The organism is Pseudoflavitalea sp. G-6-1-2 (assembly GCF_012927185.1).
In the GTDB taxonomy this organism is placed as follows: Bacteria; Bacteroidota; Bacteroidia; order Chitinophagales; family Chitinophagaceae; genus Pseudobacter.
The window spans coordinates 300,247-325,941 of sequence record NZ_JABBGB010000002.1 but is presented as its reverse complement, the minus strand read 5'-3'; the positions used below and the strand labels follow the sequence as shown (position 1 = coordinate 325,941).

Here is a 25,695-nt window from a genome sequence, read left to right as displayed (position 1 = left end):
TAGATAGCAGAGCAGGTATTAAGTAGCTGAAGAGGCAGTATGGAGCGGGTAGGGTGCCTGTTTTAGTGCTGTTGATGTGGACTTGATCCGGAAACGGTCTGCAGGTGTGTTGTACATGATGTTATCGAGGAATGAAGAGGTGGTTTTGTTGTTGCGGAGAGTGGGCAACAGCATTTGAAGTGGATTAGATAATGATAGAGGTAACACGAGGAATACAATTAGTGTAGAAATTGCAGAAAAACGAGGGTAGAGAAAATAACAGTCCGCGAAGCCATGCTTCGGAGTGAAAAAATGAAATAGTGAATAAGTACGATTTCAGATTATTATTCCCGCTGTTCTTTCAGACGATAATTTTGAGTAACAGGGTTGCTTGTTGCCGTAACTAAATCCGACACAGATTGCAACTCCTGCTTGTCGCTTGTATGCAGCGAATTCTGTGCCGGTTGTGGTTTTGAATGCACGATTTTTTGTTGCCTTCTTCGCTGCTTTTTAGAGAGTGTATTTGTTGAGGGCACCTCTACTTTAATGATGTCTGTAGCATGGTATCGTTTATCATATAAAGGGTATTTTCCCTGATACGGATTAACCTGCAACACAACAATCAGTGTGCCTTTTCCGGGGAGGTTGCCATCTAATTCAACAGGTGTAAAATCTTCTGTCCACGCCACCAGTTTATGGGTGTAAGATCGCTCACGCGATTGAAGAACTTCACCGGTGGTGATATCCAATCGCATAGAAATGAGTTTGTATTCCATATGAGTAACCTTTAAATGTCGAGGCGCTATGATGCTGGTGATGCGGAGTATGTTATCTTCTCCAGGCAGGAGAGATTGCATGAATTGCGAGGCAGACGTTAGCCGATTAAAACGATAACCGCTGAGTCCTGCCACACCTGACTGAATGAGTGTTTTATTGAGCCGATTGACGTGTTCTCTGTCTTTCTTTCCATACAGATAGGGCGCCAAAGCATTCCTGATGAGTTTGCCGGTATGGCTGGCTTCGCCAAAACGTTTTGCAGCTTTTTTTGTGGCATTCGTTTGCTTTACTTCCATCGGCATGCTGCGTAAGCATGATACTCCATTGCGCTTGTAACCAATCAGATCTCCGCATCTGCCGGTGAATTTGATTTTACCTGTAAGGATAGCCATATAAAATGATTTGTATATAATCTACCGAAAACCACAAGGTCAATTCCGGAAGGGAATGTTAATAATGAGTAATCTGGTAAACCAACACCGTAAGACGGTAGCGTTTATCCCATTGCGGGAGCCCGCCATCCTTCCAGGTTGTTTTTTCAATTTCCAACCACATTATCTTTGAGGTGAAATAAACAACAAATCATGTTCCCCAGATTAGCTTTAACCGTAACGGCTTTATTTGTTCTCTCAGCTACCTATGCACAAAAGGGTATTGCTGCAAAACACAACGCTAAAAAAGCACAGACCACGAGCATCGATACAGCAAAATCAGTGAGTATTTATGGATTTCTGCGACCAAAGGAAGGTAAAGCAGATGAGCTTCGTTCGGCACTCATTGCGCTGGCCAAACAAACAAAGGCAGAACCAGGCAGTATCTTCTACAATCTTCATGAAGAAAAAGATGGCACTATATTCCTGTACGAAGTATGGCGCTCGCAACCAGATCTCGATCAACACTGGCAGCAGCCTTATCTGAAAGCATTCATGGCAAAACTGGAATCGCTGATTGAAGGCAAACCAGAAGTGCATGCAGGACAGTTGCTGTTTGCGAAATAAAAACGATTGGTAGCCTGAAAATATACAAGGCATTATGTGAATGAATTTAGATACAGCTCGATGAAGAAGCCAATAATTCTAAAAAGACTCTTCAATAACATAATTGCCAGAAAACAAAATGCCTGTAAGCATCAGCGCTTACAGGCATTTTAGTACAACTTATATAACCACTATATTCATACGAAAAAGGAACAGATTTTTTACATATCTTGAACAATTCTAAATACCCCTGCAATGAATAAAGAAGAGTTATCTGGATTAGTAAAGTCTGTTCTGTTTGGCGTAGCAGTTGGAGATGCATTGGGAGTGCCTGTTGAATTCAGAAGCCGTGAAGGGATATCGCAAAATCCTGTTTCGGATATGATTGGATACGGCACACATAATCAACCTCCCGGAACCTGGTCTGACGACAGCTCACTCACATTCTGTCTGGCCGAAGCCCTGACTCTTCCGTTTAGTCTTCAACAGATAGCTGATAATTTCATTCAATGGCGGGATCACAATTACTGGACAGCAAGAGGAAATGTTTTTGACATTGGCAATGCAACCAATGAAGCCATCACTACCTTAAAAAGTGGGACAAGGCCTGATCTCGCAGGCGGGTTCGATACGTCTTCCAATGGCAATGGTTCTTTGATGCGCATTGCACCGCTTGCATTCTATGTTTCCGGAATGGAGATCGACAAACGGTATGAAACCATCAAACTTGTTTCATCCATTACCCATGCACATATCCGATCGGTGATTGCCTGTTTTTACTATATAGAATTTTGTCTCCAACTGATGAAAGGAGAAAACAAATTCACTGTTTACGAAAACCTGAAAGGAAGCATTACAGCTCATCTCATTCAATTGCGCATCAATACGGAAGAAGTTATGTTGTTCGACCGATTACTTAAAGGCAATATCTACGAACTTCCCAATGAGCAGATATTCAGTTCCGGCTACGTGCTTCATACGCTCGAAGCTTCTGTATGGAGCCTGCTTACCTCCGATAATTATCATGATGCAGTATTGAAAGCTGTGAATCTGGGATCAGACACAGATACAACAGGTGCGGTAACCGGCGCATTGTGTGCATTGTTGTATGGATACGATAATATTCCTCAGCATTGGATTGACGCAATTGCAAGAAGAAAAGATATTGATGATCTTTCAATCAGGCTTACAGAAACCTTGTACAAAGCGTAAGCTAAATCATGGCTATGTTGCATGATTTATGTGCTTTTTGAGCTTGTCAAAAACACTTTATTTATTGGTCTCTTATACCACTGACCGATTTGTTTATTATCTGGGAATATTCCTTTGTCGAGCGATGCAGCAATATTATCAGCCACAGCCACATATTTAGCAGATTTGGGAACATTCATCATAGCAGATTTTGCGCATGCAATCAATGCTTAGGCCCAAGCTTTGTCTTTTTCCCAGATATTCTTTGTCAAATAAATACTCAGGTTAAGATTGTCTGGTTTCAATTCCAGCGATTTATACATTCGGCAAAATAAAGAACCCTGCCAATGACAGCAGGGTTCTTTATTATAGGCTTGCATTGCAAAATTATACCAATCAGTTTGCTTCTGCATATTGTTTGAAGCTGTTGAGAATCGCCTGCCATCCACCTTTCTGCATATCCGCAGGATTCTCCGATTCAGGATCAAAACTCACCACAGCTTCGGTTTGCTGACCGTTCTTGCTGAAGCGTACATCCACGCGTCTGCCATCCGGCATAGTATAGGCAAAGCTTTCGCCATCTACAACTCTGTCGTACACTGCTTCGAAATCGAAGCCGAAACTTCCGTCTTTCGCTTCCATTCTTGCAACGTATTTTCCGCCTGGGCGCATATCGTTGCTGGCACTTGGGCAATGCCAGGATGGATCGGCAAAGTTCCATTTGGTGATATGATCAGGATTGGTGTAGAAGTTCCATACCTTTTCGATACCGGCATCGATGGTAGTTGTAACAGTGATCTTTTTGCTGAGCACTTCCAGTAACTCGTCGAGTTTTTCGAGTGTGGCCAGCATGCCCTGTTCCATGCCCATCTGAATAACAGTTTCGAGATCGGACAGCGACTTGTAGGTTACTACGGTTTCAACGATAGCGTTGTCTCCTTTATCCGTGAAAGTAACGCGCCAGTCTGCACGTGGCAGGTCGGTATTGATCTTTCCGGATGCATTGGAGAAGGCATCGAGCGCCGTATAAAAATCGATGGCTTTAATGGTTCGGTATTCTGTATAACCCCAGTGCTCGGTACCGTTTGGTTCAACCATTGCATAGTGCCAGTGGCCGCCTTCGCGAAAATCCATCGATCTGGTTTTGGTTGTTAAAGGTTTGGGAGCAAACCATTGATCGAGCAATTCACTTTTGGTATAGCAATCCCAAACCAGTTGGCGGCCTGCAAGAAATTCGCGTCTGATGGTGAGGGTGTTTTTTTCCTTGTCAACAAGGAAGTCGAACTGCAGATTGTGTTTCATTTTTTTTGTTTTTTGATTGTTGACAGAAGCTGATCGAGTTGCTGGAAGCGGGTTTCCCAGATCTTCCTGAATTGCTCCAACCATTTGTCTATTTCTTTCATTTTATCAACTTCGAGTTGATAGTATATTTCACGGCCCTGTGATTGCTGTTTCACCAGGTCGCATTCTGTTAATATTTTCAGGTGTTTTGAAACAGCTTGCCTTGTTGTGTCGAAGTGCTCGGCAATGGCATTGGGAGTCATGGCCTGTACTGCAATCAGCACAAGAATGGCCCTGCGGGTAGGGTCGGCAATTGCCTGAAACGGATCTCTCCTCATGACGATACTTTTATTAGCAACTATTCGGTTGCAAATATACGTGCAACTATTTGGTTGCGCAAAATATTTGTACTTTTTTTGCAGAGATCCCTTTTTACAGCGCGCCGCAATTAACCCTTTCATTGTCGCAGGCACACAGCCTCTGAAATAAAAATGTGGCGCAGATTTGCATTGTAAAAAACAGCAAACAAATATGAACAAGTACCTGATCATTCCTGTAGCATTTGCCTTCGGCGCTGCACTTGCCTTATCCTGCCAAACTCAATCTCAGAAAGAACCCGCAAAAACAGCTATTGCAAAAGACAGCTCCATCACAGCATCCGCGAAACCAGTGGAATCCGGTTATGCTCCTGTAAACGGATTGAAATTATATTATGAAGTATACGGACAAGGAAAACCACTCGTGCTGATACACGGAGCATTTATGACCATTCCATTAAACTGGGCAAATGTGATCCCGCTCTTTGCCAAAGACAGAAAAGTAATTGTTGCCGAAATGCAGGGCCATGGCCGCACAAGAGATACCGACAGACCATTTGCTTATGAAGCAATGGCAGATGATATTTCTGAACTGCTCAAACACCTGAAGATCGACAGTGCAGATATTCTCGGTTACAGCATGGGAGGGGGAGTAGCGTTTCAAACTGCTATTCGTCATCCTCAACAGGTTCGCCGGTTGATGGTGCTTTCCGGTACCTACGCGCACGATGGCTGGTGGCCCGATGTGGAAGCGATGTATCCTCAAATTACTGCTGACGCATTCAAAGGATCACCCATCGAAAAACAACATGATAGTCTCGGTAACGACATGACGAAGTTCCCCGCATTCGTAAAAAAAGTAATGAGTGTAGATCTGAAACCTTATGACTGGACGAAAGATGCAAAAAGCATCAAAGCTCCCATGTTCATCGCAATTGGTGATGCGGATGGAGTCCGTTACGAACATGCACTTGAGCTGTTCCGTGCAAAAGGCGGTGGCAAGATGGGTGATATTTATGGTCTCCCGAAATCAAGGCTGGCTATTGTTCCCGGCACTACGCATGTAGGCATGATGCAGCATATGAACTGGCTGGCGCCCATGATCACAGATTTTCTCGATTCGGATCTGAATACAGCACCACCATCTTTCTGATACTAAAACAATCATACGAAGCCCGCTCCTGCAAAGAGCGGGTTTCATTTTTTATTGCATAATTGCATTCATGCTTCCTAGTACTGCAAACGGTGGTTACAATAACTTAATGCTTCAATAACATTCAAACCTGCAAATTTGCATCCGTAATTATTGTATCCGGATGAACTACAAACAGGCAACTGACATGGAACTATGGCATGGATGTCAGCAAGACGACGTGAAGGCATACAATGAACTGGTAGCCCGATATATTCCCCGTCTCAGCCGGATCACCCACAATATTGTCAAAGATCCTTTCGTTACCACAGAACTGGTAATGGACCTGCTTTTCAGCCTCTGGCAAAAAAGACATACCCTTCAGATCAGAGAGAACGTTTCTGCCTATCTTTTCCGCGCATTCAAATACATGACCATCCGGCATCTGCGTAATGCGCTTCCTCAAACAATCGATATCGATGCGCTGGAAGAAGAACTGCCTGCCGGTACATCGGACTATCGCTTACGCTACAGAGAAGCCGAAAAAGAGTTTACACATAAGCTTCATCAGTTAAGTCCTCAAATACGCAGAACATTCGAATTAAGCCGCAACGAAAACCTCTCCTACAAAGAGATCGCCGAGCGGATGAGCCTTTCCGTAAAAACAGTGGAAAGCTATATGGTGTACGCACTCGCACATCTGCGCAAACATTACAGCAATGCAGAATGCCTGCTGCTGCTGACTTTGGGCTGCTTGTCGATCTGATAGGACAATTACTTCCTCAACTTCCGCAATACCTGCAATAGCATTGTATTGCATTGTATCCGCATGCTTTTTTCTCCCAAAAAATATTTTTAAAAAAAGTGCAGGTCAACACCAGGTACCCCTGTCTGATTTGTCACTATATACTCAGAAGCCATATCTCACATGAAAGAAGCAGAAATAGCCTTACTGAAAAAACATCTTCAGGGAAACTGTACACCTGAAGAGCTCGAACAGGTACATTTACTGCTGCAACGGAACGGCAGCCAGTTTGTACTGAACAATCTCATGGATGAATTATATGCAAAGCAATGGGAGCAGGCTGAGCAGCCGGGAACGCAGTTGCCTGTAGACACAGAGCAGATGAAACATCAGTTGCATCAACAGGCCATAGAATCGCTGCCTGCTATAGAGGATCAACCGCAGCAAAGAAAACCGGTATGGTTATTCCGCAACTGGAGAAATGCAGCAGTCTGCTCTGGACTTATTTTTTTAGGAGGATTAACCTGGTGGCAGTTAAGATCGGATACATCAGCTACGGAAGAAACGATGTATGCCGGACAGGTCAACAATAGTACCATTCCGCAATCCTACATATTACCAGACAACTCTGTGGTGCATCTTGGCGCAGGGGCGAGCATCCGTTATGCATCGGACTTTGGTAAAACCAATCGTACACTCACATTGCAGGGGCAGGCATTCTTTGATGTACGTGCAGATAAGAATCTTCCATTCACAGTTAGCACAGGACAGGTGGAAACCATTGTGCTCGGCACATCATTCAAAGTAGATGCATTTGCCGGAGAACCTGTGGTTGTAGCAGTAGCAAGCGGAAAGGTGAGTGTAAGCAAATCAGATTCGCAGCAACGCCCGGCGATACTCAATCCGGGAAGAAAAATCACCTGGGATGTGCGCACCGGAAAATCAGCAGAAGAAGCAGTGGAAACAGCTGCACTTGAACAATGGAAATCCGGAGACCTCATCTTCGACGAACAGCCGCTGGGCATCGTTTTCAGGGAACTTGAAACTCGGTACAGCTGCACCATTCAACTGTCGGATGCAACATTGGGCAACTACAGAATCAGTGGCATGTTCCCCGCCAATGAAACGCTGCAGCAGATAATGAAAGTGCTTTCCGTATCAGGAAAGTTCAGCTATAATTCCGCTAACAAAAAAGATTATCGCGTAACACCAAAAGCAGGGAGGTAAAATGACCAGCTAATATTGAATAAAAAAGCGTTCCCGTTTTCGGGGAACGCCTCACAGCTGCAAATTCCAGATTTGGCGATCGGCGGAATTTGTTCGCTGCCGGATTGCTCCGGAATCTCATTATGAATTACAATAATCCACAATTGTCTACAAACTTATGCAAAAGTTGATTACCCCGTATCTGGGTAAAAAGCAGACTGTAACAAAACAAAGTTTCCTCTTAGTATTCATTATTTTATTGGCTTCTGTGAGTTTTGCACAGAACCAGCACATTTCTGTTTCTCTGAAAGAAACCAGCATCAAGGCTGCTCTGATGCAGGTTCAGAAACTCGGCAATGTAAAAATCACTTACGGGCAGGATCTGAACAAATACGCTGATGTTAAAGTAACCTACAGTGGCAGCAACGTTACCGTTTCAGAAGCCATCACACATATTCTCAAAAACACCAACCTCAGGGCGGTGAATGTAGATGGTTATCTGGTGATCGAAGAAAAACCTTCTGCTGCTGTACCTGCCCCGAAAAAAGATCTGACCAATAGTCAATCCCAGCAACCAGGCAGCATCACCGGTATTGTGATAGACCACCGGAATCAGCCATTGACCGGAGCATCCATCCATATTGCAGGCAGCACTCAGGCCACACAATCTGCGCTGGACGGAAGTTATACGCTCAATCTGAAACCAGGCACCTACACGCTGGAGATCAGCTTCACTTCTTATCAGCCCCAGCGCATTACAGATATTGTTGTAAAAGCCAACAGCAATACATCACTCACCATTGCTATGAAACCTGAGCAGAATACGCTCAGTCAGGTTGTGGTAACATCCGGGTATAAAAAAGCAAGCATATCAGGATTGCTCACGCAACAAAAGAATGCAGCAGAATTATCCGATGGCATAGCTGCAGAGCAAATAGCGAGAAGTCCGGATAACAATGCGGCAGACGCACTGGGCCGTGTAACAGGTCTCACCACCATCGATAAGAAATACGTGGTGGTACGCGGAATGGGAGAGCGCTGGAACGAAACTGCCATAGATGGCATCACTCAGCCGAGCACAGAACCATTGAAGAAATCATTTTCTTTCGATCTGATCCCTGCCAGCATCATCGACAATATTGTGGTGAGCAAAACACCCACACCAGACATGAACGCCAACTTCACCGGCGGTTATGTGCAGGTGAATACAAAGGATATTCCCGATCAGGATTTCTTCAACGTATCACTCGGCACTTCATACAACGATCTCAGCACTTTCAAAGCACAACTGGGTCGTAAAAACGGCAGCACCGATTTCCTGGGTTTTGATGACGGACGCAGAAAACTGCCAAAGCGTGATCAGATAGAAACCATGCTGGAACTCGGCAACAACCCAACCGATAACCCGAAACTGTACGAGCAATCGAGACTCTTCAAAAACGACAACTTTACCACCTACACCAGCACAGCGCCACTGGGACTGAACGTGAAACTTGCGGGGGGTAAACTCTATCGATTCGGAAAAGACAATACCAGCAAGTTTGGATTCACCGCTGCCGTAAGTTTCAAGAATCAGCAGGAAACTGAGCAGATCGATTTCATTTCGCGAGGAGGCTGGCAGAATGCAATAGGCCCGAATGTAGAAGAAAAAGAACCCGGACATAAATACTACAATACCGGCAACAATTACAATTTCAATACCACCTGGGGTGGATTGCTGAATATGGGATTGCAGGTGGGCAAGCACAGGTTTGCATTCCGCAATATCTATTCGCATATTTTCAATCAGGATTTCACCCGCATCCGCGGATATAACAAAGACCAGACGAATTTCGGAAACGATATTCCTTCCATCGAGGAAGTGAACAGACCACTCTTCACCGATTTTATTCAGAACAAACTGGAAGGTCGTCATCAGCTCGGCAATATCAAAGCAGAGTGGGGGATTGCCAGAACGGAGATCAGCAGAGAACAACGCGATGTTACCTATCTCGGTTATTCCAATGTGATGGTAAACGGAGAAGTGATCGATTATCCCGCCACCAATACATCCATCTCTACCAATCGTTTTCCATTCAGCCGTGGCAACTATGCATACAGAGGAAAAGACCTGAACTGGAATGCTTCACTGGCTTATCCTTTTAAGATCAACTCAGCAAAACAGCTCTTCAAAATTGGTTATTTTGGTGCAACTAAAACCGGCATGCAGGAGTATTTTGAAGCCGGTCTCTTCAACCTCACCAACAATCTGCCGAGAGAGTTTCAGTATGCTACAGCAGCAGAACTGCTGAGACCGGAAAACTACCGCAAAGACGGACTGGCATGGCTTCCTACGATGGGTGGCAATTCGAAATATGAAGGGAAAGTATACCAGCATTCTCCTTTCGCCATGTTCGATAACCGTTTTGGGAAGTTCAGACTGGTATGGGGAGTGCGTGCGGAGTATTTCAAATACGAGGAGATCTCCAACCCCAACGACGGACGCTATGGTCCAAACGACGCACCACTGCCGAAAGAAAAGAAATGGCAATATCTTCCTTCTGCGAACTTCACTTACAGTCCATGGACAGATTTCAATTTCCGCATAGCGTATGCAAAAACGGTATCGAGGCCGCAGTTTGCAGAGCGCAACAGGTTCTCTTATTATGATCCTGTATATTCCGCTTACGTGTGGAATATGCCTGTGGTATCATCCGTAACAGACGGATATGATTTCAAAGCGGAATGGTATCCGGAGCCCGGCGATATTCTTTCAGCCGGCGTTTACTACAGAAACATCGCAGATCCCATTGAGCTGTACAATGCTTATTCTGCCACCAATAAAAGTGAGTTCACTTTGAAGAACTCAAAGCGTGCACAGATCTATGGCCTCGAAATAGACATTCAGAAAAACTTCGGTTTCATTCACGAACAATTGAAATACCTCCGGTTTTCCGGTAACCTTTCTCTCAACAACAGCAAAGTGGATGCGTACAGCAGAACCAGCATCGACGAAAATGGCAACCCGATTGAGCTCGATGAGGCAGGAAAACCCGTATCCAAAGAAGTGGTTTACCGCGATAACCGCCCATTGTACGGACAATCACCTTACAGCTACAATATAGGACTGGCTTACATTACAGAGAGATGGGGCATCAATGCGCTGTACAATAAATCCGGAAGAAAATATATGCTGGTAGGTTCAGCCATGCGCTTCTCGGAATTGCAGAACCCATATGGTAAAGTGGATGCACAACTCAGTTACCGGTTTCTGAAAAACCGCAATCTGGAATTGGTGCTCAATATCTCTAATCTCTTCAACGAAAAGCTGCTGTTCTACAATAATCACGACAGCTACGGATTCGATGCAGAAGTGAAGAACGAGAACAACAAGATGGACCCCCGATTAGACAATCCAACTTTCTATACAAAACATATTGTACTGAAACCGGGGAAATCCGACAACTACGATAAAGGTGATCAGGTTACCTATCAATCTCAGTCTGGTCGCAGGTTTTCACTGAGCATAAATTACAAGTTCTAAATCTTCATAAATACAAGAAACATGAAGTTCTTACATACAACAACACTGCAGTTTGCATTGCTGATACTGGCGGCTTGTTCACTTGTCGGTTGTACCAAATCGCAGAAAGAATTTTATCCGGAGCATAAGATCATAGATGTACGCATCCAGGGATATATTGCGCAGGATTCGTTGCAGATAAAGCTGGGAAACAGGATCATTAAACCCAGTGAAGAAGGAGATGCAGCCTATTTTTCCGGGAGTGTTTACTCAGATCAGGTATCGAATGGAGCAACCACATTAACTATCACAGATGGCAAGGGTAAACTGATGCTCGAACGAAAGATCGAAACTACCACACTCACCAATATCATCAAATTTTATTACGATGGAGTGAGCATCTTAGATAAGATACCGGGTATGCCCAAACCCGCTGCCGGCAATGTAGGGATACTCGTAAACTTTCCGGAAAGGATCATCAGCAATATGGCACTGAAAGATATTGCGCTGAGCGTATCGATCATGAAAAGAGGAAAACCTACCATTTCAAGCTTGCATACCTTCAGGGAAGATGGCACAGTATTCATAGACACTTATTTTCCTCCGGACTATCAGTATTTTTCTTTCAAGCTGGTGAACCCGGCCAATCCTTCTCAGAAATACACGCCGGATGCAATGACCAATAGTTTTACATTGATGAATCCGAAAGCAGATAAGGGATACCTGTTTTACGTAAAGGAAGTAACAGACGCAAACGGAACATTCGACGGCATTTCGGCTGTTGAACTCACTCAGTATCTGAATTAGAACATACACTGCAGCATAGTTTTAGATGATACAAAACCCGCTCCTGCAGCGGGTTTTGTTATTGGCGTTCAACTTCGTTTCGATAGAATGCCGTCCATGTTCAAAAAAATGCCGAAGCTTTTGCCTGCCGGGAAATATTATTATCTTGTCGCAACAGAACCAGCAGCCTCTCTAGTAAAACACCTAAACCCACGCACATGCGTATTGTCTATGGATGGAATCATTTTAAGATCAAATCTTTCAATCCATCTGATCTTAGAATTTCTACAACGGAAGAACAGAAATTCACTATCGAGCGGCGGCAAAAGTATTTTCATTTATTCTGGATACCCTTTTTCGGTATCGGGAAGAAATGGGTACTGAGAAAGAACGGAGAACTCTATGAAATGCCTGCGGATTTCGTAGCGCATATAGAGCAGCAGCAGGTGAGAGCAGGTACGCCCTGGTACACATTTGCCGGTCCGCTGCTGATTGTTGCAAGCTTGCTGATATACAGCTGGTACGAGAAGGCGGAAAGCATGCGGGAGGCCATTTCATGGAAGCGAAGCTTCGATAATGAAGCAGCAAACCTTAAATCGAAAGTGGCTGCCATACGCCCCGGAGATTATGTGTGGTTGCAGGATAACAGCTCCGTAGGCACTCAGCTGTTACTTAAAACAGGCGAAAGAAATGGCGACAAAGTGAGTTTCAGCATGATAACTTCAGGATTGGCGCAGTATGAATTGTCCCATGAAAAAATTGAATCTTTATTCCGCATGAAGGAAAACCCGGAGAAGCTGGAAGTGGATATTCAAAAGCTGGTTGCTGCCGTGCCCAGCGACATCAAGGAGCCGGGTAAAGGAACAGATATACGTGGTGATGGCGTAAATTATGCATTGCATGAGATCTTCCAGCCTGCCGGTCCTGCTTTGTTCAGCCGCGGTAATTCTATGTTTCAGGAAAAAGAAATTGGTTTCGATCTGGTAAACCTTGGTACGCCGGGAATTCTCACAAGGATAACCAATATCTATGGCGGATACGAATGGGAGACTGCATTGCCACAACCGATCAGAACAGCACAAAACATGGACGACCGTACTGCACAGCTTTACCTGAAAGGCAAACTCAGCAAACCAGGAGAGATAGGCAGATTCAAGATTCAGCTTACTGTATTGGATACATTGAACAATGAACACAGGTATGATGTAGAAGGGGCGAATGGTTCCAGAAAGATTATCCAACTCTATTAATTTCAGATCGAGCATATTCAGTGCCTGCATAGAAGCCTGTGCAGGCTTTTTTTATTGTACATTCATGCGTTGATTGTGATTTATCCCCCGGTTAATATTTATTTTCGATACAGATGTTTAGCTTTCCAAGAGTTATTGTTACGCTCCTATTGTTGATTGCGGCACAGCGCAGTCATAGTCAGAGCTTACGTTCCACGGCAGAAAGGATAAGGCTTAAATACCATATACCGGAACTCGGCTATGCTGTTGTTGCTGCCGATACTGTGTATGAAATCAATTTATCAGGATACAAAAAAGCAGGGAGCCTGCAAAAGGCAGCGTCAGGAGACAGGTTTCGCATTGGATCCAACACCAAAGCAATTACAGGCGTGCTGGCGGCCATGCTTGTACATAAAGGCATAATAAGCTGGGAGACAAAATTCTTCGACCTTTTTCCAGAGCTGAGGTCTCAGAGCGATACGGCATATTACAATATGAACCTCCTGCAAATGTTATCGATGCGCAGCCCGCTTCCCGGTTATACCTACACCAATGAAGAACCGCGCCCGGAACAATTCAGCGGCGATAACATTGCACAAAGGCTGGCATTCTTTACATGGGCGTTGAAACAGCCGCCGGTAATTAAACCTGACATGAACCTTACGAACATGGGATATGTGGGAGCAGGACTGATGCTCGAAAGGGCCACCCACCAATCTTATGAAGAGCTGGTAGCCGCACTGGGCGCACAATTGCATATCAGCTTTGGTCTTGACAATCCAAACAATTCGGACAGTCTGCAAACATGGGGACATAATGCACAATTGATTCCGGATCCACCGGGAGCTCATTACAAACTCAACTGGCTATGTGCGGCAGGCAATATCAATATCTCCCTGGGGGATTATGTGAAATACCTGCAATGGATACAGGCAGGTCTGAAAGGCCAGCTTTCCGAGCTGACAAAAACTGATTTTGAGTTTCTGTTGTTTGGACAACCTTCATTTTCTATCGGCTGGTTCAACCGGGAGGATAAGAACGGTAATAAGATCGCATGGAATTTCGGGAACCCCGGTACATTTTTATCGGACGTACAGATCGATACATCCAACAATATTGCCTTTGTGATATTTGCGAACGCACAAACACCGGAGGCAGAAAAGGGACTTGCTGTATTGCATGCGGCAATAGAAAAGAAATATCAGAAGAATGTATCAAGGCGCAGCAAACAAAGGTCTCACAATTGATGGAACCCGTTACAGGAGACATCCGCAGAATATTGTAACTTCAGAAACCCAATACAATAACTATGGATAATGCAAGAGTTTACAAACTGGTATTTGCGAGCATCTATCCTTTGTATCTAAAGAAAACTGAAACAAAGGGACATACAAAAGCAGAGCTGGATACCATACTCTGCTGGCTTACCGGTTATGATCAGGCAGGCCTGCAAAAGCAGATCGACAGCAAGGTGGATCTCGAAACCTTCTTTGCCCAGGCGCCACAAATGAATCCCAATGCATCGCTCATTAAAGGTGTTATTTGTGGATACCGGGTGGAAGAGATTCAGGACAAACTCATGCAAAAGATCCGGTACATGGATAAGCTGATCGATGAACTGGCCAAGGGAAAGGCCATGGAGAAGATCCTACGAAAATAATCTGCATGGCTTCTAAACGGCAGGCTCCCACAGTTCAATCTTATTGCCTTCGGGATCGAGAATATGAACGAATTTTCCATAGTCGTAACTCTCGATCTCATCCAGAATAGTCACGCCTTCTTTCTTCAGTTCCGCTACCAGCGCTTCGAGGTTATCAACTCTGTAGTTGATCATAAAATCTTTTGTTGAAGGTTCGAAGTATTTCGTTTTATCTGAGAAAGGACTCCAGATAGTGTAGCCGGTTTTAGTAGAATCTACAGCTTCGCGCCATTCGAACCTGGTACCGTATGGATCTGTTTCCAGTCCGAGATGGGTCTGGTACCATTCTTTGGTTTTTTCGGGGTCCTGGCATTTAAAGAAAATGCCTCCGATACCTGTTACTCTTTTCATGGTGTTTTGTTTTTGGGTTGTTCCGGTTAAGACGGAATTGAATGCAAAGCCAAATCCGAAGGATGTTGCCAATGCCAAAAATATCACTGTTTTTTTCATTGTTTGTCGATATTAAACGATAAAAAAAAGGGCGGGGCAGCGGTTGTGGCAGAGCTTATGGATGGGGTCTAAAATAAATATTTTTGTGTAGAAACCGGTGCTTTTCCGTATATTAGAAATCTGTTTTTCCACTCCCCGAACAGTGTTGAATGCTACCCTCGGAATAGCTGTCCTTTTTTTGATGAAGAGCCTCCCTGTGGCTTGCCATATTGATTTTGCCTATTAGCAACTCAAACCAATACAATTATGAGGCAGATTTATTTGTCGGCTATCGCATTGCTGGTGTTGTCCGGATGCAATAACGGGGAGGAGAAGAAACCAGCAGAGTCATCCGGAAAATCATCACAGGCAATTGGCTGTTATAACCCCAACACAACCGATAAGCAATGGTATTTATCGGGAAAAAAAGCACCGAAATTCAAAGGGCTCGATGGCATTGAATTTACAGTTACAACAACTTCTCCGGAAGCACAGGAGTATTTTAATCAGGGTATGATGCTGGCATATGGTTTCAATCATGCGGAAGCAGCAAGATCTTTCTTTGAAGCTGGCCGGCTCGATAGCAGCTGCGCCATGGCTTTCTGGGGATTTGCTTTTGTGCTTGGTCCCAATTACAATGGAGGAATGGAAGAAGATAATTATCAACGGGCCTGGGAAGCAGTGAATAAGGCGAAGTCGCTTTCTATAAATTCCACACCAAAAGAAAAGGCATTGATCGATGCATTGATGGTGCGGTATGCCGAAAAACCACCGGCCGACCGGAGTGCATTGGATATCGCATATGCAGCTGCAATGAAGAAAGTGTATGCGCAGTTTTCAACGGATGCCGATGTGGGAGCGCTGTATGCGGAAGCGATCATGGACCTGCATCCATGGGACCTGTACGACAAAGCCAGCAAGGCTCCAAAGCCCTGGACGCCAGAGCTGATCAGCGTTCTGGAGCATCTGATGAAGCAGCATCCTCAACATCCGGGAGCACATCACTATTTTGTACATGCAATGGAAGCATCGGCAACGCCCGAAAAAGCACTGCCCAGCGCGAAGCTGCTCGAAACATTGGTGCAGGGGTCCGGACATCTGTTGCATATGCCTTCGCATATCTACATCAATACGGGAGACTATCATGCCGGTTCATTATCGAATATCAATGCAGTGAATGTAGACAGTATCTATACAACCGCCTGCCATGCACAGGGGGCGTATCCATTATCTTATTATCCTCATAACTATCATTTCCTGGCTGCTACAGCTACACTCGAAGGCCATACTGCACTGGCGTGGAAAGCTGCCAAAAAACTGGAGCAGCATACTTCGGAAGAAATTATGCGGATGCCCGGATGGGGTACGTTGCAGCATTACCATATCATACCATACTATATAGCTGTGAAGCTTTCCATGTGGGATACAATACTTGCATTTGCACCACCGGCGAAGGACCTTGTTTATCCACGCGCTATCTGGCATTATGCAAAGGGAATGGCATTTCTTGGAAAACACAATATGCCTGCAGCACAAAAAGAAATGGATAGTCTTGCGATGCTCTCATCCGATACCACACTGCAACAAATCACTATATGGAACATCAATACCACTGGCGACCTTGTGCAGATTGCTGTAAAAGTTTTGTCAGCAGGAATAGCGATGCAGCAAAAGGAAATCAACAAATCGATCACGCTGTTGCAGCAGGCCGTTGCTTTAGAAGACAAGCTCAATTATAACGAACCACCTGACTGGTTCTTCTCTGTGCGGCATTATCTGGGAGCTGTTTTGCTCAAGGCTGGAAAATACATTGAAGCAGAGAAAGTGTATCTCCGCGATTTGCAGACATGGAAAAAGAACGGGTGGGCATTGATAGGACTTCAACAGTCGTTGGAAAAACAAAACAGGCATGCCGATGCGAAAAAGGCGAAGGAAGCATTTGAAGAAGCATGGAAATATGCAGATGTGAATATCAGTTCTTCTTCAGGATTTGCGGAGTAGGGCAGTATTCATCAGATAGAATTATGAAGCCGGCGGATGCCGGCTTTTTTACATTGCAGGAAATCCGGCTATGGGATTACCGCTATAAAAGTAATAGGGGCGTCTGCTCCATAAAAGTCAATTCTTTAGTAACTTTCAGAACACGTATGCATACACGCGGCATATTGAAAACAACATTCATACTTTTATAGGTTTACTAATATGGAACAAAAGACGTGGTTATCCTATTGGAAAAAATGCCTGTCCGATGCTTTATCAGTTGATATCGACATCGATAAACTGCATCATTTTGAACTTGAAAATTATGATAGTCAAGCCAGAGAAATAGAAGACCTGGTTCAGGTAAACCAGCTCATCGACATCGAAGAAATCCGTGTAAACAAGAAAAAAGGAATAGAACTCAGAGAGAATGAAAACTGGATAAATATAGATTCTATCCAGGTAATGATATCCCCATTCAAGCTAATCCCATTGCCTGAACGACTGCTTGTAATGAGGGATCAGAAAACGAAATTTCCTTTCTGGTTCTATGCGAAACTGAACAGAAAAGGGCAGTTGTCGGTACCTGAAGAACTCTTTCCTGTGTTCCAGCGAAAGTATCTTGAACCATTGGCAGATGAAAAGACTGAATTTATATTCAGTACAGTTGCCAAAATAGATGAAGTATCTTCTTTAGGAAAAGAAGAATACAAATCGCTTGAAGAGTACCTGCAATTTGTACAGGAGGTTTTTTCGTCAGCAATCGGCCAGTCAATTAGTGAATACGAAACTGAAGGATATGCTACTATCCACAATGCCATCATACTATTGCCGGACGAGGAAATAAATGCAGCTTACGCCATCGTTCAGTTGTATGAGAAGATATTGAAGGGGAAAGATATTCCCGCACTGCTTTCGAAACTGATCACTCTTGAGAATCGCACAGAACTAAGCGCTGTTCAGGTAGATGATCTGATAGGTCCTAACCCGCTGCATCTGGGACAAATGGGTTATGCCTATCCGCTTTCCATTTCACAGCGTAAATGTTTGTATACCTTTCTTCAATCAAAGGATAAGGTTTTTGCAGTGAATGGCCCTCCCGGCACCGGAAAAACTACATTGCTGCAAAGCATTGTTGCCAATATGGTAGTTGAAGCTGCACTGGATGGGAATCAGCCACCGCTGATTCTGGCATGTTCAACAAACAACCAGGCAGTAACCAATATCATCGACAGTTTCTCCAGGTCTACTACCATGGAAGGCCCACTGCAGGGCAGATGGATTCCGGAAATGGAAGGCTATGCCACTTATCTTCCGGCCAATGGAAAATCGGCAGAAGAGCTCAAAGGAATAAATTACAAGAAACTCAGCGGCGTTGGCATTTTCAGCAAACTCGAAACTTACGAGTACCTGCAAGAGGCAGGACCTTTTTTCGTCGAAAAAGGAAATGCTTTTTTTGCTTCCCAGCTGATGGATACACAGGCAATCATTCTGCTCCTGCAAAAAGAAATCAAACATATTCAGGAGACATTATTGCTCGGTTCGGAATACTGGAAACTATATCTGAAATCGCAGGAATTATTCAACCGTTCTTACCGGAATGAAAACACCGGCACAGACAGATACTTTACGGATGGCATGCTCTCGGAAACTGCATTTGAGTTAGATCTTGCCAACCTTTCATTGCTCGAAAAGAATGTGATTGAGTATTTCAGAACCGAACCTTTCTTCAGAAAACTATGCTGTTTCCTGAATTTTAAGTTTGCGTGGAGAAACAGGGCAACTGAGCTGCGCATCCTCCTGAGAGATTCCCTTATTGCTACTGATGAAGGATTTGAGTTTACAAGAAATGCCATCCTCGACAAGATCGACAGAAAGATTACGGAGGCAAAGCAAATCATAAAAGCGATCAGGGAATGGAAGAGCTGGAAGATTCGGAACAACATCACCGGAAATCCGCCTCCGAATGAAGAGGCATATTGGGACAAGGAGTACAGCAAAATTACAGGTCAAAGAAACAATGATCCGAAACGTGCTGCGCCCAATTGCTTCTACGATGAACTGGATGTTGGTTTGAGGCATAAGGCATTTCAACTTGCCCTGCATTACTGGGAGGGAAGATGGTTGCTGAAGCTGGAAGAAGACCTGGCATCCAATAATTTCACCGGCAGAAACGATGAAAAATCGAGAAACCGCTGGCTAAGGCAAGCCATGTTGACACCTTGTTTTGTTAGTACGTTTTATATGGCTCCAAAATTTTTCAGTTCTGCCAGATTTCTACAGAATACCGACAAAGGTGATCCGATATTCGATAACCCGCCATTGTATGAATTTATCGATCTGCTGATTGTAGACGAAGCCGGGCAGGTTTCACCGGAGGTAGGCATTCCCACCTTCTCGATGGCAAAAAGAGCTGTTGTGGTGGGCGATGTAAAACAGATAGAACCGGTTTACAATATCACCAACAAAATGGATATCGGAAATCTGAAGCAGGGAGGGTTGATAAAGAACTACGATCATACCATATTCGAAACAGAATATAGTCCCAAGGGATTCCTTGCATCCTCCGGAAGCATTATGAAAATGGCGCAGAACAGCTGCAATTACCGTGAAAAAGAACTGCCTGAAAGAGGATTAATGCTTGTAGAACACAGGCGGTGTTACGATGAAATAATCAACTATTGCAATGTGCTTGCTTATGGAGGACTGCTGAAACCGTTGAAAGGAAAAGGAGCCGGCATTACACTCTTTCCATCCATGAGCTGCATTCATGTAGAAGGAGGATCAGTTGAAGCGAACAAAACCCGCCACAATCAACAGGAAACAGATGCCATAGTTAAGTGGCTGGTAGCTAACCGCGATAAGATCGAGCACAAATACCAGAAAAAAATTGAACAGGTTGTAGGCATCATAACACCGTTTGTTGGCCAGAAAAATAACCTGCGCAGCGCTCTCAAAAGAAACGGATTCGACCTTGCATCGATGAAGCTTGGAACTGTGCATGCATTGCAGGGAGCGGAGCGGCCGATCATTATATTATCGATGGTCTATGGCGATGGCGAAGTAGGCACGATGTTCTTCGATAGGGATAACAAACCCAATATGCTGAATGTTGCCGTATCGAGAGCACAGGACAGTTTTATTGTATTTGCCAACACACGGATACTCGATAAAAATGCCAGAACTCCTTCGGGAATCCTGGCTAATCATTTAACTTATCAACTGGCTTAACACAACTTTTTTCTCTTCTCCGAAGGGGCTTTAACCACAATGAGTTAAAGCCCCTTTTTATTTCAGCCTCAGCAAACATAGCATTTTGCCATATCGCATGAAACGCATGCCTCATGCGGGTTTTACGCCTTCACAGAAGCAGTCTGCCGCCAATATTTGTACGGTAAGTACCATTTGAAATGGCCTGAACATTGGGTAAATTTAATATGCCACATTTTATTCCATTAAACCATTTCACATGAGAAGAATTCTACTTTTTACAATGGCAATATTGTGTCATACAATGTTGCTTGCGCAGGATTACTGGCGGCCACATAACGCAACCGCCGGAATCACTACCGACAAAGCCGTTGAGCGGCTTGCATTTCCTGCAACTTTTAAATTATTCGATCTGAAATTCGCTCCATTGCAGGTGGAGACATCCAAAGCAATCGGAAGAACAGGGGCTCAGTCGAGCATCATTTCGTTGCCGAATGCCGATGGGCAGATTGAACAATTCGAGATCGTTGAAGCATCCAATTTCGAACCGGCGCTTCAGGCGCAGTTTCCTGAGATCAGATCCTTTTCAGGAAAAGGCATCACAGACAAGGAAGCGAGATTGAAGCTGAGCATTTCGCCACAGGGCATCCAGACAATGGTGTTCCGCAACGAAAAGGCAACCGAATTCATTGAGCCGTATTCTGCAGATCACACAGTGTATGCCGTATTCAAAAAGCAGCCCAGAAACCTGCCCTGGAAATGCGGTACACCGGAACAAAAGATGTCTGATCTCATCACCACTCAGGCAGGCACCGTAGTGAACAGATCAACAGGTGATATGAAAACCCTGCGCCTCGCGCAGTCGGTTACTGCCGAGTACTCCAATTATTTCGGAGCCACCAGCGCTGCACAGGTTTCTCTTGTACTGGCAGCTATCAATGCCACGCTCACACGCTGCAACGGCATTTATGAAAAGGATCTTGCATTGCACCTTAACCTGATTGCAGCCAGCACCAATGTGATCTACTACAATCCTTCCACAGACCCGTATTCAGTGGCCAGCACCGGAGCCGGTGGCGCATGGAACGACGAACTGCAAACAACCCTTACCGCTCAGATCGGTGAAGCCAATTATGATATCGGTCACCTGTTCGGAGCAAGTGGAGGAGGCGGTAATGCAGGATGCATCGGTTGTATCTGTACAGATAATCAAAAGGGAAGTGGCTTCACTTCACCTGCCGATGCTATTCCTCAGGGAGATAATTTCGACATCGATTATGTTGTGCACGAAGTTGGTCACCAGTTGGGAGCCAACCATACTTTCTCCATGAACAATGAAGGCACCAAAGCCAATATGGAAGTAGGTTCCGGCATCACCATCATGGGATATGCCGGCATTACCGGGCAGGATGTTGCGCCTCACTCCATACCCATCTATCATGCTGTGAGCATCTGGCAGATCCAGAATAACCTGAACACCAAAACTTGTCCGGTTACCACTGTGATCTCTGCCAACAATGCAACACCTGTTGTTACAGCAGGCAGCGACCGCACCATTCCCAAAAGCACTCCATTTGCATTGACAGGTTCAGCAACCGATGCCAATGCAGGCGACATACTCACGTATTGCTGGGAACAATACGATCTGGCAGGAACCTCACAAACAGGTACTGCGAGTGTTGCAAGCCCAACCAAAGCAACCGGACCAAACTGGATCTCTTTTGCACCTACCACTTCACCCACCAGATACTTCCCTAAGCTGGCCACCATACTCGCCGGCAACCTAGTATCGGGACCATTACCGGGTGGCGATGCCAATGCAAATACAGAAGCATTGAGCTCTGTTGCAAGAACCCTGAAGTTCAGGCTCACAGTGAGAGACAATGCGCCGTACAGCTCCACAGCGCCTGTATCCATCGGCCAGACAAACTTTTCGGAACTCACACTCACCGTAGATGCAGCATCAGGTCCGTTTGTGGTAACATCTCCCAATACAAACGTAACATGGGCAGGCAATTCAGCACAAACCATCACATGGGATGTAGCCAATACAACAGCGTTGCCTGTGGCTTGTGCCAACGTGAAAATATCCATCTCAACAGATGGCGGCAATACCTTCAGCACACTGGTAGCGAGCACTGCGAATGATGGATCTGAAGCAGTGACCATACCCAATACACCTTCAACAACAGCAAGGATAAAAGTGGAAGCAGTAGGGAATATCTTCTTCGATATTTCAAATGCGGACTTCATCATTACTGCAGGTTCGTCCTGCGCATCGCCATCCGGCTTAGCAGCATCTGCAATTACCAACAACTCCGCAACCGTAGGCTGGACGGCCATTAGCGGTGCTGTATCTTATGATGTGGATTACAAAGCCAGTACATCAGGCACATGGATCAATGCAGCTACAGCAACAACATCTACCTCAGTTGCTCTTTCATCACTTACAGCAGCAACCATTTACGATTACAGAGTAAGAGCCAATTGTGCCAGTGGAAGCAGCACGTATTCAGCTGCACAATTCACTACCACCTCCAGCTGTGGTACACCTACCGGCTTAACCAGTTCTTCGGTTACAGCCACCAGTGCGACAGTATCATGGACAGCCGTAAGCGGAGCACTGAACTACGATGTGGATTACAAACAAAACTCTTCCGGTACATGGACCAACGCAGCCACTGCAACCACCTCCACATCCGTTGCATTGAGTTCACTTGCATCCGGCACCTTGTACGACTGGAGAGTAAGAGCCAATTGCTCTGCAGGCCCAAGTGTTTATGCAGTTGCGCAGTTCACCACTCTCACATTAACCTGTGCTAGTCCATTGGATAACTCAACCAACGGTACAACTGGTGGTGCAGCAACCATTCCATTCAACACCAATGTAACCGGACTAATCAGCCCGGCAAACGATATCGATCATTACAAGTTCGTGATCACCACAGGAGGCACCATCACCATTACGCTTGGAACACTTCCTGGTGATTATGATCTGAAGCTGCTGAACAGTTCAGGAACACAGCTTGCAATTTCACAGTTGGGCGGAACCAGCAGTGAAACAATCAGCAGAACAATGACGCCGGGCACTTACTATGCACAGGTATACGGATACAACGGTGCAAACAGCGCAACAACCTGTTACACATTGAAAGTTCAGTTAGGAACTGCAAGCCGCGAAACTGACCGTGGCACAGCAGATGGCGTGCAGAAAGTGGATGTGTATCCGAACCCTGCAACCAGTACGGTTAACCTGAATCTGTCTGGCTTTGCAGGAAAATCGGACCTGAGCCTGTTCGATGTAAATGGCAGACTGGTATTGCGTCGCGAAGTGCGCGCAGTGAATTCGCAGATCGATATTTCCACATTGCCTTCGGGCGTTTATTTGCTGCGTGTAAAGAATGGAGGAAAAGAAGTGAAAGTAACTAAGATTGTAAAAGAATAAAACATAACCGAAGCAAATGAAAAGCCAGTGCCATCAGGTGCTGGCTTTTTTATGATGCATACCTGTTTACAGATCAGAAGTTTTCAGGTACTTCAAAACTGATCTTCTCTTTTGTCTTAGGATGCGTAAACTCCAGGTAGGCAGCATGCAAACACATTCTCTTTGCCGCAGTGCCATACAAATCATCGCCAACAATGGGAGCGTTGAGCCCCTGTTGATGTGCTGCGTGCATTCTCAACTGATGCGTTCTGCCGGTCAATGGCCAGAAATCAACTTTAGTGGTGTCTGCGAATCGCTCTACGAGTTTCCATCTGGTGATGCTTTTTTTGCCGGTCTCAAAACATACGAGTTGTCTTGGCCGGTTGTAGAGGTCCGGAGCAAGCGGAAGATCGATCTCGCCTTCAGATGCGTCGATGGCTTTTGAAAGTAAAGCTCTGTAACGCTTGCTGATATTACGTTGCAGGAACTGCCTCTGAATATGTTTATGTGCCTGCGGTGTTTTGGCAACCACCAGCAGTCCTGAAGTATCCATATCCAACCGGTGAATCATCAGGGGTTCTGTTTCGCCAAGTGAATGTTTCAACCGGCTGTATACAGAATCATCGATATCCACTCCGGGCACCGAGCGGAGCCCTTCGGGTTTATTCACCACAACAAAGCTGTCATCTTCATACACTATTTCTAGCTGGCTGTTTGCTTCAGGTGTAAGTAAGAAAGGATTCTCGTCCATTGGTATCCCTTCGAGCATATGTGCAAGAATAGGCTTGCATTTGCCTGTGCATGCAGGATAGAACTGCTGGTGCTTTCTGATTTCAGATTTTGGAGAAGCTCCCCACCAGAACTCAGCCATGGCTATGGGTTTCAGTCCATTCGCAAATGCAAACTGCAATAGTTTGGGAGTGGCGCATTCACCGGCAGCGGCGGGTGGCTTGCCAAAAGGAGTGAGGCTGAAAATATCCTGCAGGCTTTTGCTTTTGCCGTCTTTGTTGAGGAAAGCATATTGCTCAAAGAGTTGTTGCTGCAATATTGCTGATCTTTCTTTGCGGTCGTTTCTGAGAACGTCAAGGTCTGCATCATACTGAGATAATGCCGACCGCTGTTCGGAAAGCGTTTGTTCCCATTTGTCTGAAAGCAGTTTCAGTTGATGTTTATCGAAAAGACTTTGCTTTATCAGATCGGCTTCGAACAATTCAAAGTCCTGCTCACTCAAGTCTGGTCTGTGTTTATCGCGAAGTTTTTTTCTGTTGTCTTTATTCGATTTCAGTTGTTGTCTCAAATGATCGATCTCCTGTTTCGATTGCGCAGCTGATGCCTGCAGATCATATTTCAGGCGTTGGTATGTTTCATTCGATTCGAGGTCCTTTATTTGTGCATTGATTGAATTGATCACTGCAATCTCTTTGAGAAAGAAACTGTTTTCGGCGAGCATGTCAAATACAGGCGGAACAAATTTCGGATGATCATTCGATCCGGCCAGTTTACCAGAAAATGCAGAGAGGTAGGCAAGTTTGTCCTGCGCATCCTGCACAACCAACACGCCGAACATCTTCCCAATCACCATACCATCCTGGTTTTTGCTTAGTCCGAAATTATGGTCGAGGTCAGCCTGCGTTTGAAGGTATTGCTGCAGCTCAGCTGCTGCGAGTTTAGTCAGCGGGTGAGGTTCGTAATAGAACGGGAATGTGAACCGCTCCGGTACTGCAATGGATGCGATCTGCTCTTCCTGAAAATAGGTGATCTTGCTATGATGATTGACTGTCAAGTACTTCCTTTCGTTTAATCTGCAAAAGTATCACCTTTTTTTCTATTG

General features: G+C 45.0%; 19 protein-coding genes. 13 read left to right on the top strand and 6 right to left on the bottom strand.

From position 1 onward, the window contains the following. Nucleotides 1-18: 18 nt before the first annotated feature. Nucleotides 19-174, bottom strand: a complete 156-nt coding sequence (locus HHL16_RS10980) for a hypothetical protein (protein WP_169425251.1) — start codon at nt 172-174, stop codon at nt 19-21. Between the two features lie 149 nt (nt 175-323). After that, nucleotides 324-1,148, bottom strand: coding sequence for a hypothetical protein (locus HHL16_RS10975; protein WP_169425250.1), 825 nt, complete (start codon nt 1,146-1,148; stop codon nt 324-326). A 192-nt stretch (nt 1,149-1,340) separates the two neighbouring features. Between HHL16_RS10975 and HHL16_RS10970 the strand changes: the two genes are divergently transcribed. Continuing rightward, complete coding sequence (locus HHL16_RS10970) at nt 1,341-1,754, top strand: putative quinol monooxygenase (RefSeq protein WP_169425249.1); 414 nt, start codon at nt 1,341-1,343, stop codon at nt 1,752-1,754. 234 nt (nt 1,755-1,988) lie between these two features. Then, nucleotides 1,989-2,945, top strand: coding sequence for an ADP-ribosylglycohydrolase family protein (locus HHL16_RS10965; protein ID WP_169425248.1), 957 nt, complete (start codon nt 1,989-1,991; stop codon nt 2,943-2,945). Nucleotides 2,946-3,320: 375 nt separating this feature from the next. Here the strand turns inward: HHL16_RS10965 and HHL16_RS25020 are convergent, their stop codons facing one another. Both HHL16_RS25020 and HHL16_RS10955 read right to left on the bottom strand, forming a co-directional pair. Next, a complete protein-coding gene (locus HHL16_RS25020) occupies nt 3,321-4,226 on the bottom strand; it encodes an SRPBCC domain-containing protein (protein ID WP_169425247.1) in 906 nt (301 codons plus the stop codon). Next, nucleotides 4,223-4,543, bottom strand: a complete 321-nt coding sequence (locus tag HHL16_RS10955; RefSeq protein WP_169425246.1) for a metalloregulator ArsR/SmtB family transcription factor — start codon at nt 4,541-4,543, stop codon at nt 4,223-4,225. The genes HHL16_RS25020 and HHL16_RS10955 overlap by 4 nt, the downstream gene beginning before the upstream one ends. A 193-nt stretch (nt 4,544-4,736) precedes the next feature. Between HHL16_RS10955 and HHL16_RS10950 the strand changes: the two genes are divergently transcribed. The 8 genes from HHL16_RS10950 to HHL16_RS10915 all read left to right on the top strand — a co-directional run bounded on the left by HHL16_RS10950 (nt 4,737) and on the right by HHL16_RS10915 (nt 14,782). Next, the gene (locus tag HHL16_RS10950; RefSeq protein ID WP_169425245.1) at nt 4,737-5,675 is read left to right on the top strand and encodes an alpha/beta hydrolase; all 939 of its coding nucleotides are present in this window, start codon (nt 4,737-4,739) and stop codon (nt 5,673-5,675) included. A 187-nt stretch (nt 5,676-5,862) separates the two neighbouring features. Continuing rightward, nucleotides 5,863-6,420, top strand: coding sequence for a sigma-70 family RNA polymerase sigma factor (locus HHL16_RS10945; RefSeq protein ID WP_169425244.1), 558 nt, complete (start codon nt 5,863-5,865; stop codon nt 6,418-6,420). Between the two features lie 162 nt (nt 6,421-6,582). After that, nucleotides 6,583-7,626: a FecR domain-containing protein gene (locus HHL16_RS10940; RefSeq protein ID WP_169425243.1), complete on the top strand. Its 1,044-nt coding sequence runs from the start codon at nt 6,583-6,585 to the stop codon at nt 7,624-7,626. A 157-nt stretch (nt 7,627-7,783) separates the two neighbouring features. Further along, nucleotides 7,784-11,128 (top strand): TonB-dependent receptor, encoded by a 3,345-nt coding sequence (locus HHL16_RS10935; RefSeq protein ID WP_169425242.1) that lies wholly within the window; start codon nt 7,784-7,786, stop codon nt 11,126-11,128. Between the two features lie 21 nt (nt 11,129-11,149). Continuing rightward, a complete protein-coding gene (locus HHL16_RS10930) occupies nt 11,150-11,914 on the top strand; it encodes a hypothetical protein (protein ID WP_169425241.1) in 765 nt (254 codons plus the stop codon). 197 nt (nt 11,915-12,111) lie between these two features. Beyond that, nucleotides 12,112-13,143 (top strand): hypothetical protein, encoded by a 1,032-nt coding sequence (locus HHL16_RS10925; protein WP_169425240.1) that lies wholly within the window; start codon nt 12,112-12,114, stop codon nt 13,141-13,143. Between the two features lie 113 nt (nt 13,144-13,256). Further along, nucleotides 13,257-14,369 carry a serine hydrolase domain-containing protein gene (locus HHL16_RS10920; protein ID WP_169425239.1) on the top strand — a complete coding sequence of 371 codons (1,113 nt, stop codon included), beginning with the start codon at nt 13,257-13,259 and terminating at the stop codon, nt 14,367-14,369. Nucleotides 14,370-14,431: 62 nt separating this feature from the next. Then, nucleotides 14,432-14,782 (top strand): DUF2200 domain-containing protein, encoded by a 351-nt coding sequence (locus HHL16_RS10915; protein ID WP_169425238.1) that lies wholly within the window; start codon nt 14,432-14,434, stop codon nt 14,780-14,782. Between the two features lie 12 nt (nt 14,783-14,794). Here HHL16_RS10915 and HHL16_RS10910 read toward each other — a convergent pair whose 3' ends face one another. Next, a complete protein-coding gene (locus HHL16_RS10910) occupies nt 14,795-15,172 on the bottom strand; it encodes a VOC family protein (RefSeq protein ID WP_169425237.1) in 378 nt (125 codons plus the stop codon). A 345-nt stretch (nt 15,173-15,517) separates the two neighbouring features. On the opposite strand from HHL16_RS10910, the gene HHL16_RS10905 reads away from it, so the two are divergent. The 3 genes from HHL16_RS10905 (at nt 15,518) to HHL16_RS10895 (ending at nt 23,885) form a co-directional block, all read left to right on the top strand. Further along, nucleotides 15,518-17,251 (top strand): hypothetical protein, encoded by a 1,734-nt coding sequence (locus HHL16_RS10905; RefSeq protein WP_169425236.1) that lies wholly within the window; start codon nt 15,518-15,520, stop codon nt 17,249-17,251. A 201-nt stretch (nt 17,252-17,452) separates the two neighbouring features. After that, nucleotides 17,453-20,461: an AAA domain-containing protein gene (locus HHL16_RS10900; protein WP_169425235.1), complete on the top strand. Its 3,009-nt coding sequence runs from the start codon at nt 17,453-17,455 to the stop codon at nt 20,459-20,461. Nucleotides 20,462-20,699: 238 nt separating this feature from the next. Beyond that, on the top strand, nt 20,700-23,885 hold the full coding sequence (locus tag HHL16_RS10895) for a reprolysin-like metallopeptidase (protein WP_169425234.1): 3,186 nt from the start codon (nt 20,700-20,702) through the stop codon (nt 23,883-23,885). Between the two features lie 73 nt (nt 23,886-23,958). On the opposite strand, the gene HHL16_RS10890 is transcribed toward HHL16_RS10895, so the two are convergent. After that, complete coding sequence (locus HHL16_RS10890) at nt 23,959-25,647, bottom strand: RluA family pseudouridine synthase (protein ID WP_206022379.1); 1,689 nt, start codon at nt 25,645-25,647, stop codon at nt 23,959-23,961. Between the last annotated feature and the right edge of the window lie 48 nt (nt 25,648-25,695).